Source organism: Microvirga sp. GN3 (genome assembly GCF_055792825.1).
The window spans coordinates 78,756-92,411 of the sequence record NZ_JBVVAK010000006.1 but is presented as its reverse complement, the minus strand read 5'-3'; the positions used below and the strand labels follow the sequence as shown (position 1 = coordinate 92,411).

General features: G+C 61.4%; 11 protein-coding genes and 2 tRNA genes. 10 read left to right on the top strand and 3 right to left on the bottom strand.

Translation table 11 applies throughout. From position 1 onward, the window contains the following. Positions 1-8: 8 nt before the first annotated feature. Both ACS5Q1_RS05220 and ACS5Q1_RS05215 read right to left on the bottom strand, forming a co-directional pair. Positions 9-731, bottom strand: coding sequence for an alanyl-tRNA editing protein (locus ACS5Q1_RS05220; RefSeq protein WP_473097190.1), 723 nt, complete (start codon positions 729-731; stop codon positions 9-11). A 246-nt stretch (positions 732-977) separates the two neighbouring features. Continuing rightward, positions 978-1,052: transfer RNA gene (locus ACS5Q1_RS05215), tRNA-Asn, on the bottom strand. Between the two features lie 212 nt (positions 1,053-1,264). Here ACS5Q1_RS05215 and ACS5Q1_RS05210 point away from each other — a divergent pair. The 6 genes from ACS5Q1_RS05210 (at position 1,265) to ACS5Q1_RS05185 (ending at position 7,907) form a co-directional block, all read left to right on the top strand. Continuing rightward, positions 1,265-1,338: transfer RNA gene (locus ACS5Q1_RS05210), tRNA-Cys, on the top strand. Between the two features lie 23 nt (positions 1,339-1,361). Then, positions 1,362-2,024 (top strand): protein-L-isoaspartate O-methyltransferase family protein, encoded by a 663-nt coding sequence (locus ACS5Q1_RS05205; protein WP_473097189.1) that lies wholly within the window; start codon positions 1,362-1,364, stop codon positions 2,022-2,024. Positions 2,025-2,265: 241 nt separating this feature from the next. Continuing rightward, positions 2,266-3,627, top strand: coding sequence for a TolC family outer membrane protein (locus ACS5Q1_RS05200; RefSeq protein ID WP_473097228.1), 1,362 nt, complete (start codon positions 2,266-2,268; stop codon positions 3,625-3,627). A 120-nt stretch (positions 3,628-3,747) separates the two neighbouring features. Further along, entirely contained in the window at positions 3,748-4,338 is a 591-nt protein-coding gene (locus tag ACS5Q1_RS05195; protein ID WP_473097188.1) for a PopZ family protein, read from the top strand. Positions 4,339-4,479: 141 nt separating this feature from the next. Then, positions 4,480-7,191, top strand: coding sequence for a valine--tRNA ligase (locus ACS5Q1_RS05190; RefSeq protein ID WP_473097187.1), 2,712 nt, complete (start codon positions 4,480-4,482; stop codon positions 7,189-7,191). Next, positions 7,188-7,907: a DUF2459 domain-containing protein gene (locus ACS5Q1_RS05185; RefSeq protein ID WP_473097186.1), complete on the top strand. Its 720-nt coding sequence runs from the start codon at positions 7,188-7,190 to the stop codon at positions 7,905-7,907. Before ACS5Q1_RS05190 ends, ACS5Q1_RS05185 begins: the two co-directional genes overlap by 4 nt. 11 nt (positions 7,908-7,918) lie before the next feature. Here ACS5Q1_RS05185 and ACS5Q1_RS05180 read toward each other — a convergent pair whose 3' ends face one another. After that, positions 7,919-9,265: an Nramp family divalent metal transporter gene (locus ACS5Q1_RS05180; protein ID WP_473097185.1), complete on the bottom strand. Its 1,347-nt coding sequence runs from the start codon at positions 9,263-9,265 to the stop codon at positions 7,919-7,921. 232 nt (positions 9,266-9,497) lie between these two features. Here ACS5Q1_RS05180 and ACS5Q1_RS05175 point away from each other — a divergent pair, with 232 nt between their 5' ends. The 4 genes from ACS5Q1_RS05175 to ACS5Q1_RS05160 all read left to right on the top strand — a co-directional run bounded on the left by ACS5Q1_RS05175 (position 9,498) and on the right by ACS5Q1_RS05160 (position 13,607). Beyond that, positions 9,498-11,474 (top strand): acetyl/propionyl/methylcrotonyl-CoA carboxylase subunit alpha, encoded by a 1,977-nt coding sequence (locus tag ACS5Q1_RS05175; protein ID WP_473097184.1) that lies wholly within the window; start codon positions 9,498-9,500, stop codon positions 11,472-11,474. 54 nt (positions 11,475-11,528) lie between these two features. Further along, positions 11,529-11,966, top strand: a complete 438-nt coding sequence (locus ACS5Q1_RS05170) for a DUF1489 family protein (protein ID WP_203443926.1) — start codon at positions 11,529-11,531, stop codon at positions 11,964-11,966. 368 nt (positions 11,967-12,334) lie between these two features. Then, a complete protein-coding gene (locus ACS5Q1_RS05165; RefSeq protein WP_203443927.1) occupies positions 12,335-12,691 on the top strand; it encodes a hypothetical protein in 357 nt (118 codons plus the stop codon). 208 nt (positions 12,692-12,899) lie between these two features. Further along, a complete protein-coding gene (locus ACS5Q1_RS05160; protein ID WP_473097183.1) occupies positions 12,900-13,607 on the top strand; it encodes a glutathione S-transferase N-terminal domain-containing protein in 708 nt (235 codons plus the stop codon). Positions 13,608-13,656: the final 49 nt, after the last annotated feature.

Here is a 13,656-nt window from a genome sequence, read left to right as displayed (position 1 = left end):
AGATTGGCTCAATCAACCAGGGACATGCGAACGCGGCGGTTCTGCTTGCCCTTCTTCTCGATATCGGTGACCAGGACCGCGCCGATCTCGCCGGTGTGGCGGACATGGGTGCCGCCGCAGGGCTGCAGATCGATTCCCTCGATCTCCACCAGACGAACGCGGCCGGATCCGCGCGGCGGCTTCACCGACATCGTCTTTACCAGACCCGGATTGGCGTCGAGTTCCTCGTCCGTGATCCAGCGTTCGGTGACCGGTGCGTCGCGCTGAATGAGAGCGTTGAGCTTCTCCGTGATCTCGGCCTTATCCAGCCCGGCATCGGGAATATCGAAATCGAGTCGGCCGTCGCCCTCACCGATGGCGCCGCCGGTCACCGGGTAGGGCAGAACGACGCTGAGCAGGTGGAGCGCCGTGTGGACGCGCATGCGTCTCAGGCGACGAGGCCAGTCGAGCTGGAGCGTAACGGTCTCGCCTTCCTTCAAGCGGGAGGCCGTCTCCGGGCCGATGAGATGAGCCACCTGAGACCGATCGGTGCCGTAGACCGTGTTCGCGATCTCGATTCTCTCCCCGCCCGACATCACCAACACGCCGGAGTCGCCCGGCTGGCCGCCACCCTGGGCGTAGAAGATCGTACGGTCGAGAATGATTCCACCCTCCGGCGTGATCCCGAGGACTTTCGCCTCGCAGGAGGTGGCATAAGCATCGTCGCGGAAGAGAAGCGTCGTGGCGGTCATAATTGCCCCGTTCGAAAGAGAGCGGCGATGCTGACGGCAAGGAGGTTCGATGGTCAAGCCATAACCGGCGGGTACCGACCGAGCCTGAGAGCGCCCGCATTCGAACCCGCGATGATCGAACCTGCGACGCTTGCCGCCGGCAAGTATGGGTAAGGGGGACGCGCAGCCGATTGCGGACCTCGACTGTGACGCGAGATCGCAACAATTATGCCCGGCTTGGTCAGGATTTGATCAGGAGAGGAAGGTTGGCTCCGGCGGTAGGATTCGAACCTACGACCAACGGATTAACAGTCCGCTGCGCTACCGCTGCGCCACGCCGGAATAAGCCATACCTTTCGAAGAAGCCTTGATTTGAGCTTCTTGAGCGCCTCGGAGGTCTCCAGGGACGTGTCCGTCGGCGAGGTGGGAGGCATATAGCACGGGTTTCGACGGTTGCAAGTGCATTGTTGGCGCACGGGACCGAAAAGGGCCTGTTGCTCTTTGGGGGGATGGTTGCTATGGAGCAGCCGTCGCGGTCGCGACACGCCCCGGATGGCCTCGTGGCGGAGTGGTTACGCAGAGGACTGCAAATCCTTGCACCCCGGTTCGATTCCGGGCGAGGCCTCCAACAAAATTCTGAAGGCACTATCCATGGTCGATTTCACCCAAGCGCGCCGCATGATGGTTGATGGCCAGCTGCGCACTTTCGATGTGAACGACATGCCCCTTCTGGATGCCATGGACAGCGTTCCGAGAGAGCTTTTTGTGCTCCCGGGTCGCGAAAGCCTTGCCTATATCGACCAGGACATTCTTGTCAGCGACAGCGGCGAGAGCCGCTACATGCTCTCTCCGATGATCCTCGGCCGTATGATCCAAGCACTCGAGATCGATGCCGGTGACAAAGTTCTCGATATTGCCTGCGGCCGCGGCTACTCCTCAGCGGTTCTCAGCAAGCTTGGCGCTCAGGTGACGGCCCTTGAGGCGGATGACACTCTCGCTGCTGCTGCCAGGCACTGCCTGAGCGCTGCCGGTGTCGGCGATGTCACTGTCGCGACGGGTCCTCTTGAGCAAGGCTATGCTGCCAACAGTCCTTATGACGCCATCGTCCTGAACGGCTCGGTCGAGGTTCGTCCGGACGCACTTCTCCAGCAGTTGGCCGAAGGTGGCCGCCTGGTCTGTGTGAAGGGGCGGGGGCGGGCTGCCCGCGCGACGCTTTATGTCCGCTCTGGCGATGCCCTTGGCGAACGCAGCCTGTTCGAAGCCGCGGCACCTCTTCTGGCGCCTTTTGTCCAGACTCCGGGCTTCACGTTCTAATCCCTTCCAAATTCTTAATTTCCTCCTGTTGATAGTGTCGCTTTTTTGCGCCACTCCCAAGCTAAAATCGAGTTGGCCCTAACGCGTTGTTGCCGACTCTGTTCCCTTGGGTATTGTTGCGCTTTGAATCGCAGTGGTTTCTGAAAATGGCGTCTCTTGCGGTTATTCCGTTTCGGTCGCTAGGCAGGTGCGCGTGAAGAAGAAGCATTCCAAGAAGACGTATCGCTTGCTCTTTGGGGCGATGACCTCGGTGTTCGTGCTGATGGGCCCCGACGGGGTATCGGCGGAGACCTTGGAAAGTGCCCTGGCACGCGCTTATGGCAACAATCCGGATCTGAATGCTCAGCGCGCGAATGTCCGCGCGACGGATGAAACGGTCGCCCAGGCCAAGTCTGGATACCGTCCGACGATCAATGGAACGGCCGATGTCAGCCGGTCCTGGGTATCGGCCGAGACTCCCGCGTCGCGGTTCGCGCCGAATACGACGAATACGACCGTACTGAACCCTCGTGGGTTCGGGGTTGAGCTCAATCAGACGATCTTCGACGGCTTTCGGACCACCAACAGGGTCCGCGCGGCGGAATCCTCCGTCCTCGGTTCCCGGGAAACTCTGAACAGCACCGAGCAGAGCATCCTGCTCGACGCTGCTACCGCCTATATGGATGTTCTGAGAGATACGGCCATTCTTGATCTGCAGCGCAATAACGTCGAAGTCATCGACGAGCAGCTGCGTCAGACCCAGGACCGCTTCAACGTCGGCGAAGTGACCCGGACGGACGTCGCTCAGGCGGAAGCCCGTCTGGCAGCCGCACGGTCCGAAGCGAGCTTGGCCGAGGCGACCTTACGCAACAGCATCGCCGTCTACCGGCAGGTCGTGGGTGTCGAACCTGCGCAGTTGGCGCCCGGGCGTCCCCTTGATCGCCTGACGCCCCGCACCGTCGATGCGGCCCTGAAAGTCGCCCTGAACGAGCATCCGGCCATCAAGGCGCGTCAGCACGCTGTCGATGTGGCCGAGCTGCAGGTGAAGATCGAGCAGGGCGCTCTTGCTCCGCAATTGGGTATCGCCGGAGCCGTCGATCAGCGCTATGACCGACAGCAGGAAGGCGATGCCGCGCTTTCGGCTTCCGTGGTCGCGCGGCTGACCGTGCCGATCTACGAAGGCGGTCAGGCCTATGCCGCGACTCGCCAAGCCAAGGAAGTGGCTGGGCAGCGCCGCCTCGAAGCCGATTCCGTGCGCGATCAGGTTCGCGCCGCCGTGAGCTCCTCTTGGGGACGGTTGGAAGCGGCTCGCGCTCAGATCATCGCCGCTCAGGCCCAGATCGATGCCGCCGAGACGGCACTCAGCGGTGTGCGCGAAGAGGCTCGCGTCGGTCAGCGCACGACCCTCGATGTCTTGAACGCTCAGCAGGAATTGCTGAATGCCCGTGTGAATCTCATCACGGCCCAGCGCGACCGTGTGGTGGCTTCCTACAGCCTCGTCAATGCGATGGGCCGCCTCAACTCGCGGGCTCTCGCGCTGAAGGTTAATCACTACAGCCCGAAGATCCATTACGATCAGGTCAAAGATCTCTGGATCGGTACGAGCACGCCTGACGGTCGTTGATAAGTTTCGGGGCCAGAACCAAAAAGTTCTGGCCCCGCTTGTTTTCTTTAAGTTTGCGTAAAATACTTCATTTACATTCGTTCGAATGTGATTCTTGCGTATTTTAGTTTGGATGCGGCTATGGGTTCTGCGAGCCTGAAGGTTAATGAGCCATCAATGGAAGAAATTTTGGCTTCCATCCGGCGTATCATCTCTGACGATGAGGTGCTGCAACCCTCCGGGCCCGAGGAGCCGAGCTCCTCACCTCTGAATAATGTGCTCGACATTGCCGAGCTTCATATGTCTCCACTGACCGCCGCAGGCCCCAATGAGCCGGTGCTCGGACCTTGGAGCCGCGGGGAGGTTCTGGTCGCGGATACGCACCCCGGGGACGATATCGTGGAGGGGCGCCATATCCTTCGCGAACGGGAAGAGGGAGCTCCGGCTCCGGCTGTTCTCCAAGAATCTCCCCGGAAAGCGGTTACCTCAGTCGCGACAAACGAGCCTGCAACGACCGATTTTCTCGTCTCGCATGAGGCCAGCGCCTCGGTCTCCGATGCCTTCGGCCGGCTGAGTGATTCCTTGAAGCCAAGCCAGCCTCAGACGGTAGAGGATCTCATGAAGGAGATGCTGCGGCCCATGCTGAAGGCATGGCTCGATGACAATCTTCCTTCCCTGGTCGAGCGGCTGGTGCGAGACGAAATCGAGCGCGTGACCCGCTGCCGGGGCTGAGCCATCAGAGGACCTCCTGCAGAGGGTGCTTTTGATGCCCGATGCGCTCAGATTGTCGCCCCTCTGTTGACTTCGTCCGATCCGTCCGGTTTGTAGCCGTCTTGCTTGCGCGTTATTCGCGCCAAAAGGCCGGTACTCATCATGATGGACAAGACGTTCGATCCCTCCGCTGTCGAAGCGCGCATTTCCACTCGCTGGGAAGAGGCTGAGGCCTTCAAGGCCGGCCGTGCGGATCGCAAGGACGCGGTACCCTATACGATCGTCATTCCGCCGCCGAACGTGACAGGCTCGCTCCATATGGGGCATGCCCTCAACAACACGATCCAGGACATTCTCTGCCGCTTTGAGCGCATGCGGGGCAAGGACGTGCTCTGGCAGCCGGGCATGGACCATGCCGGCATCGCCACGCAAATGGTGGTCGAGCGCCAGCTGGCCGAGCGCCAGATCCAGCGCCGTGACCTCGGCCGTGACGAGTTCATCAAGCGCGTTTGGGAGTGGAAAGAGGAGTCCGGCGGCACCATCGTGCGCCAGCTCAAGCGCCTCGGCGCCTCCTGCGACTGGTCGCGCGAACGCTTCACCATGGACGAGGGCCTGTCCCGCGCCGTGCTGAAGGTCTTCGTCGATCTCTACAAGCAGGGCCTGATGTACAAGGACAAGCGCCTTGTGAACTGGGATCCCAAGTTCCAGACCGCGATTTCGGACCTGGAAGTCATGCAGGTCGAGGTGAAGGGCAGTCTCTGGCATATCCGCTATGCCATCGAGGGCATGCCCGACCGCTCCATCACAGTCGCCACGACCCGCCCGGAGACCATGCTCGGCGACGTGGCCGTGGCGGTTCATCCGGAGGATGAGCGCTACAAGGATCTGGTCGGCAAGTTCGCCATCCTGCCGCTGGTCGGCCGCCGCATCCCCATTGTGGCCGACGAATATTCCGACCCGGAGAAGGGCACCGGCGCGGTGAAGATCACCCCTGCGCACGACTTCAACGATTTTGAGGTCGGCAAGCGCCACAAGCTGCCGCTCATCAACATTTTCGGCACCGAGGCGCAACTGGCACTCGCCGGTAACGAAGCCTTCCTGCAGGGCCTTGAGCAGACGGACGATCTCAAGGAAGTGCTGGCACTCGACGGCGTCGGCCGCTTTGAGGCTCGCCAGCGCATCGTCCTGATGCTGGAGGAGCGCGAGCTTCTCGTCCAGATCGAGCCGCACGCCCACACCGTCCCGCATGGCGACCGTTCGAACGTGGTGATCGAGCCCTACCTCACGGATCAATGGTACGTGAACGTGAAGCCGCTCGCCGAGCGCGCGCTTGGCGCCGTGCGCAAGGGGCAGACGAAGTTCGTGCCCGAGAACTGGGAAAAGACCTATTTCCAGTGGCTCGAGGACATCGAGCCCTGGTGCGTCTCGCGCCAGCTCTGGTGGGGCCATCAGATCCCGGCCTGGTATGACGACCAGGGCAATGTCTTCGTCGCCCCGAGCGAGGAAGAGGCAAAAGCCGAGGCGCGTGCCAAGAATGGCCGGGACGTGCCGCTCAAGCGCGACGAGGACGTGCTAGATACCTGGTTCTCCTCGGCGCTCTGGCCATTCTCGACGCTCGGCTGGCCGGACGAGACGCCGGAGCTGAAGCGCTATTATCCGACGAACACGCTCGTCACGGGCTTCGACATCATCTTCTTCTGGGTCGCCCGGATGATGATGATGGGCATGCACTTCATGGACGAAGTGCCCTTCGACACGGTTTATATTCACGCCCTCGTCCGCGACGAGAAGGGCGCGAAAATGTCGAAGTCGAAAGGCAACGTCATCGATCCGCTCGACGTGGTGGAGCAGTATGGCGCAGATGCGCTGCGCATGACGCTGACCTCGATGGCAGCGCAGGGACGCGACATCAAGCTGTCGGTTCAGCGTGTCGAGAACTACCGCAACTTCGCGACCAAGATCTGGAATGCGGCCCGCTTTGCCGAAATGAATGAGTGCAAGCGCGTTGCCGGCTTCGATCCGAAATCGGTGAAGGAGACGCTCAACAAATGGGCGCTCAGCGAATGCGCCAAGGCGATCAACGAAGTGGCCTCGGGCATCCAGAGCTACAAGTTCAACGAAGCTGCCGGCGCGGCTTATCGCTTCGTGTGGAACGTGTTCTGTGACTGGACGCTAGAACTGTCCAAGCCTGTGCTGCAGGGTGCGGATTCGCCAGCGAAGGACGAGACCCGCGCCACCATCGCGTTCATCCTCGACGAGATCTGCAAGCTCCTGCACCCCATCATGCCTTTCCTCACGGAGGAGCTCTGGGAGGTGAAAGGGCAGGAGGGCCCGAAGCGCGAGACGATCCTAGCCCTCGCTCCCTGGTCGAAACTCGATGATCTGATCGATCCGCAGGCGGAGGCCGAGATCGGTTGGGTAGTCGATCTCGTCACCGAAATCCGGTCTGCCCGTTCGGAGACGAACGTGCCTGCCGGCGCGCAGATCCCGCTCGTCCTCGTGGCATCCTCTGAGGGTGTGAAGGCTCGCGCCGGGCGCTGGGGCGATATCGTGAAGCGCCTCGCGCGCCTCTCCGACATCTCGTTCGCCGATGCGGCGCCGAAGAGCTCGATCCAGCTCCTCATTCGGGGTGAAGTGGCAGCCCTGCCGCTGGAAGGCGTGATCGATCTCGATGCCGAGCGCGCGCGCCTCGCCAAGGAAATCCAAAAAGTCGACGTGGAGGTCGGCAAGATCGACGCGAAGCTCGGGAACGCGGATTTCATCAAGCGCGCACCGGAAGAGGTGGTCGAGGAGCAGCGTGAACGCCGCGACGAGGCCCTGACCCGCAAGGCAAAGATGGAAGAGGCACTCGGGCGCCTCAGGGACGCCGGTTGAGGCCTATTCTGCAAAACGGACTGAAGGGCATTATCGCCCTTCTTCTCGTTTTGGCAGGCCTGATCGTGCTGACTGCACGACATGGCGATCCGAATATCTTTCCCGCCGGGCGGGATGGTCTGGAGGTCGCGTTCGTTAGCAACGGCTATCACGCGGGATTAGCGCTGCCCCGAAAACAGGTGGCCAATCTCGGGAGTGCCAAGGGGCTACCGGCCCTGATCTCGATAGCTTCACGCTTCCAGCATTATGAGTGGATCGAATTCGGATGGGGTGATGCCGAATTCTATCGCGCAACGCCGACGACAGACGAGTTCCAGTGGCGTCTCGCCTGGCTCGCGCTCACGGGGCAGGGGCAGGGAAGCGTTCTTCATGTCGTCGGCCTGGAAAAAGAGCCGGAGCGGACTTTTCCCACATCCGATCTCGTGAGGATCAGGCTCTCGCCGGAGGGCTTTGCCCGCCTCGGGCAAAAGATCGAAGAATCCTTCGCCTCGGACGAGAGTCTGCGGCCCCAGGAATTAGGTCCCGGCCTCTATGGGCCGAGCCTGTTCTATAAAGCCAAAGGCCATTTCAATCTGTTTCGCGTGTGCAACCACTGGGTCGCGGATCTTTTGGACGCCGCAGGGGTTCCGACGACGCCAAGTCTGGCGATCCTTCCGGCAGGGCTGATCGTGGATTTGACATGGCGCTCCGGCCTGTCACTGGCGCGGATGCAGTAAGCTCCGCTGCCTCAACCCAGGGCGAAATCTACCAGCAGCTTCACGTTCAGCACCACGATCACCGCGGCGATGAGTCCTGCGATGGCGGTGAGCCAGCGCGGCGTGACGAGAGCGCCCATCTTGGCTTTCGAGGCGGTCATGGTCACGAGCGGGATGACGGCAAAGGGGAGCTGAAGGCTCAGGATGACCTGGCTCAGGATCAGGAGTTTCGCCGTGCCGCTTTCACCATAGGCGATGGTGACGCCGGCCGCGGGAATGATGGCGATGCCGCGCGTGATGAGGCGTCGCATCCAGGGCGCCATCTTGAAGTTGATGAAGCCCTCCATGACGATCTGCCCCGCCATGGTCGCCGTCACCGTGGAGTTCAGGCCGCAGCACAGGAGCGACAGGCCGAAGAGCATCGGCGCGATGGCGCTGCCGAGAATCGGCTGGAGGAGGGTGTGCGCCTCACCGAGCTCGGCGATCTCCGTCCGCCCCGTATGGTGGAAGGCAGCGGCCGCTAGGATGAGCAGGGATGCATTGATGGTGAGAGCGAACATCAGGGCGATGGTCGAGTCGAGGGTCGCGAAGCGTAAGGCTTCGCGCCGCTCGCTCAACGTGTCGCCATAGGCGCGGGTCTGCACGATGCCGGAATGCAAGTAGAGGTTATGCGGCATCACCGTCGCGCCCAGGATGCCAAGCGCCAGATAGAGCATGTCGGGATTGGTGACGATCTCGGTCGTCGGGGCAAATCCGGTGATCACGCCGGCCCAGTCCGGATCGGCCATGGCGATCTGGATGCCGAAGCAGATGGCAATCACGCCGAGCAGAGTGATGATAAATGCTTCGACCCAACGGAAGCCGAGATTTTGCAGATAGAGGATTAGGAACACGTCCAGCGCCGTGATGATGACGCCGATCTCCAATGGAATGCCGAAAAGGAGGTTGAGGCCGATCGCCGTGCCGATGACCTCGGCCAAGTCTGTGGCACAGATGGCAAGTTCTGCGAGAGCCCATAGAACCCAGGCGACCGGCCTTGGATACGCGTCCCGGCAGGCCTGGGCGAGGTCGCGGCCCGTGGCGACCGCCAGCCGGGCACAGAGCGACTGCAGAATGATCGCCATGATGTTGGAGATCAGTGCTACCGAGAGCAGAGCGTAGCCGTATTTCGACCCGCCGGCGATGGAGGTGGCCCAGTTGCCTGGGTCCATATAGCCCACGGCCACCAGATAGCCCGGCCCCAGAAATGCTGCTGCCCGCCGCCAAGTCGATCCTGGCCGCACCGTAATCGAGCGATTGACCTCCGGCAGGGAGGGCAGGTCCCGGGAGCGCCGCCAGGCGGCCTTTTGAACGAGGGAAATGGGGGCCGATTGGTCCATGGTCTCTTTCTGCAGTTGCAAATTATTTGCAATAAGAAGCTAACTTGGAATGCTTGATCCGGCAAGTGGGGAATTCGAGCGGGGCTTCAGGCGAGGGCTCGACTTTGGGTGGAAAGGCGAGGCACCCTATTGGAGACAGGCTTTCGGCTCGCCTGTTCTCGCGTGACAAGACGCCCGAGGTTTGCTCTAGGTTTGGTAAAGCCAGACAGAATTGCCGGAACAAGGGTCGGAAATGCTCGAGAGTGTCCTGATTGCGAATCGCGGCGAGATCGCATGCCGCATCATTCGCACCGCCCAGCGGCTGGGGATGCGGACCATTGCGGTCTATTCGGAGGCCGATTCGGACGCGCTCTTCGTGCAGATGGCTGACGAGGCGTATCCCATCGGCCCGCCGCCCGCCCGTGAGAGCTATCTCCAGATCGACAAAATCATCGAGGTCGCCAAACGCGCCAAAGCCACCGCCATTCACCCTGGCTATGGTTTTCTCTCCGAGCGGGCCGAATTTGCGGACGCCTGTGCCAAGAATGGCATTGTGTTCGTCGGACCGCCGGCTTCCGCCATCAAGGCCATGGGCCTGAAGGATGCGGCCAAGGCGCTGGTGCAGCAGGCGGGCGTGCCGGTCGTGCCCGGCTATCACGGTTCGAAGCAGGATCCGGACTTTCTGCGCCAGAAAGCCTACGAGATCGGCTATCCGGTTCTGATCAAGGCCGTTGCCGGCGGTGGCGGCAAGGGGATGCGGCGCGTCGAGAAAGCGGCCGATTTCGATGCGGCGCTGGAGAGCGCGCAGCGCGAGGCACAGAACTCTTTCGGCGATCCGCGCGTGCTGGTGGAGAAATACATCCTCTCCCCACGCCATATCGAGATCCAGGTCTTTGCCGACAGCCACGGCAATGTGGTGCATCTCTTCGAGCGTGACTGCTCTCTCCAACGCCGCCACCAGAAGGTCATCGAGGAAGCACCGGCTCCCGGCATGACACCAGAGATGCGCCAAGTGATGGGACAGGCGGCCGTCGAAGCAGCTCGCGCGGTCGGTTATGTCGGCGCGGGTACCGTCGAGTTCATTGCCGATGGCCGCGAGGGCCTTCGTCCCGACCGGTTCTACTTCATGGAAATGAACACCCGTCTGCAGGTTGAGCATCCGGTGACCGAAGCGATCACCGGGCTCGACCTCGTGGAACTGCAATTTCGAGCCGCATCCGGCGAGACGCTGCCGTTCTCGCAGGGCGACCTCACCATCGACGGCCATGCGGTCGAGGCGCGTCTCTACGCGGAGGACCCGGAAAAGGAATTCCTGCCCTCGACAGGAAAACTCTGGGCCTTGGAATTTCCGGAAGGCGAGGGCATCCGCATCGATGCCGGCGTCGAGGCCGGAGCCGAGGTGACGCCCTACTACGACCCGATGATCGCGAAGGTCATCGCGCACGCTGCAACGCGCGAGGAGGCCTTGGACAAGCTGGCAGAAGCGCTTGGGCAAACGATCGTTGCCGGTCCGAAGACCAATGCGGCGTTCCTGAAGAAGCTGTGCGAGGCCGAAGGTTTTAGGGCAGGGCAGTTCGATACCGGCTTCATCGACCGCAATATCGAAAGCCTCGGGGTCGGACCGCAGCCAGTGGATGAGGTTGCCGTGTCGTTCGGCGCTTCCGCGCTGATCTCGCGAGAGATCGAGCGGCTACGCGTGGCCGAACTGCAGAAAAGCGATGAACCGGCGTCGCCCTGGTCGATGCCGGACGGCTTCCAGCTTCTCGGACTGCGCAGCGTCGGCGTTCCGCTGCGCGTTGATGGCGAACGTGTCGATGCCCGCGAGGTGTTCAGCCGCGAGCATCCTGGTGCGAGTACGGTTGCGTTTGGCAAAAGTGATCCCTGGGCCGATGCGGAGGTTGACCAGGAGGTGGAGGCGCCACACGGCGTCTACATCATCCGTCATGGGCGCCAGACGCTTGTGCAGCCCTACGATCCGTTCGATGTCGATCTCGAGCACATGGATGAGGGCGGCACGGTCAAGGCACCGATGCATGGCAAGCTCATTGCCGTGTTCGTGCAGCCCGGCGAGCGGGTCGAGAAGGGCCAGCGGCTTGCCATTGTCGAAGCCATGAAGATGGAGCATGTGCTGGTGGCGCCCTCCGATTCCGAGGTGGCGGAGATCGCCGCCGAGCCGGGGGCGCAGGTTGCGGAAGGGGCACGCCTGATCGTGTTCAAAACAGAGGAATAAGCTGCGGCGCATTGCCGGGTGACACATCGGGCGAGCACGTGGTTGAAGACGGATATGGCACTTCACCTGATCAAACTCTGCGTCGGCTGCGACTCGATCACGGACCTTGAAGAGTGGATCGAGGAGAACCGTGCGCTGCATCGGCGCCTTGGACGCGATTACGAGCAGACGCATACCACCCGCATGGTGCCGAAGCGCGTCGACGAGCTACTGGATGGCGGCTCCTTGTTCTGGGTGATCAAAGGGCAGGTTGCAGCACGCCAGAAGCTGCTGGACGTGCGTCCCTTCACAGATGCCGACGGCATTGGCCGTTGTCATCTGGTGCTGGAATCGAAGGTGGTTGCAGTGGAGCCGCGTCCGTATCGGCCGTTCCAGGGTTGGCGCTATCTGGCCGCCAAGGAAGCTCCGCGTGACATCGATCTCAAATCGGGCGATCTTGCCGTCATGCCGGAAGACATGCGTCGCGAACTGGCCGAGCTGGGTCTTCTATAACCTATGTGAATCCCTGGAGATGGTTCGATGAGGCTTCTGTTCGCGACAGCCTTCCTTCTGATCGCCACCGATAGCTCTGTCCTTGCGAAAGAGTGCCGCATGCCTGACATGCCTCCTGGCATGAACGTGCAAGTGCCCCCGGAATGCAAGGAACGTTTGCCGGACCGCCGGCTGGAGGCAAAGAGTCAAAATTCTCTCAGGGCGAACCAGGGCTTCATCGATTTAGGGAATGGTACGCAAGTGCGGATCGGCGGCCGTGTCCGGGCGGAAGTCGGTGGGCGCCGTTAGACTTTTTAGCTGGGGATCGTCCTGGAACCGCGCTGCCTTGAATAGCATTGGCTCAGCAGTACAGTTGAGTGGAGGTTCCGATGCTGATGTGTGCATCTGAAGGCCGGCACTGGCGTTACGAAGTCTGCGAGCATGATGACGGCTATCTCGTCCAAATGCGGGACTTGACCACTGGCGAGCTGGACGAGGAATTCTCCACCATCTTCCGCACCCTTCCCGTGGCCTTTGCCTACGCCGAGATGTCGGCCGCCTATGAGCGCTACGCCGCCTCGGAACTCGAACATGTGGATGACGACCAGATCGAGCTCGATGTGGAGGCAACTGAGCGACATTTCATCGATCTGAGCGACAGACTGCACGATTCGGGTATCAACGGGATCGTGGTCCAGACCTGGGAACGGGAAAGCCAGCGCAGCCGGTTCTCGCAGCTGCACTGAAACTTGATTGGGACAGCCCCGGCTTCACGTTTGCAGGCCGGGTTGCTCCCTCTAGCGCATCGTGCGGAAAAGTGGACCCGGTTTTCCGCGCCGAACGATGCGCTCTTCAAAGAGTGGAGCATCGGATTGAATCCCAAAAGTGGATCCACTTTTGGGTCCGATGCTCTAGCATCGCTCCATCACGACTCACGCCGATGATGGAGTTTCCATGGCTGATCTCTCCGCTTTCCCGATCGCGAACCGCTGGCCAGCCCAGCATCCCGACCGGATCCAGCTCTATTCCACGCCCACGCCGAACGGGGTCAAGGTCTCCATTATGCTGGAGGAGACCGAACTTCCTTACGAGCCGCATTTCATCAATATCGGCCAGAACGAGACCTGGACGCCAGAATACCTGTCTCTGAACCCGAACGGCAAAATTCCTTCCATCATCGATCCTAACGGACCGGGCGGAAAACCGCTGCCCCTGTTCGAATCCGGCGCGATCCTCCTCTACCTCGCCGAGAAGACAGGCAAATTCCTGCCGTCCGATCCGGCACAGCGCTATCAGACCATCCAGTGGGTATTCTTCCAGATGGCGGCGGTGGGACCGATGTTCGGCCAGCTCGGCTTCTTTCACAAATTCGCGGGTCGCGAGATCGAGGACAAGCGTCCGCTCGAAAGATATCGCAACGAATCCAAGCGCCTGCTCGGCGTGCTTGAGACGAGGCTGGAAGGCCGCAATTGGATCATGGGCGAGGACTACACCATCGCCGACATCTCTCTGCTCGGCTGGGTCCGCAACCTGATCGGGTTCTATGGCGCGGGCGAACTGGTGGAGTTCGACCGCCTGAAGTGGGTTCCGGCCTGGCTGGAGCGTGGCTTGGCACGTCCGGCCGTCCAGCGCGGCCTCGATATTCCGAAACGGCCCGAATAGGCTTTCGTCGGGCCCTCATTCTTCAACCTTGCAATTTACATCCGCCCCA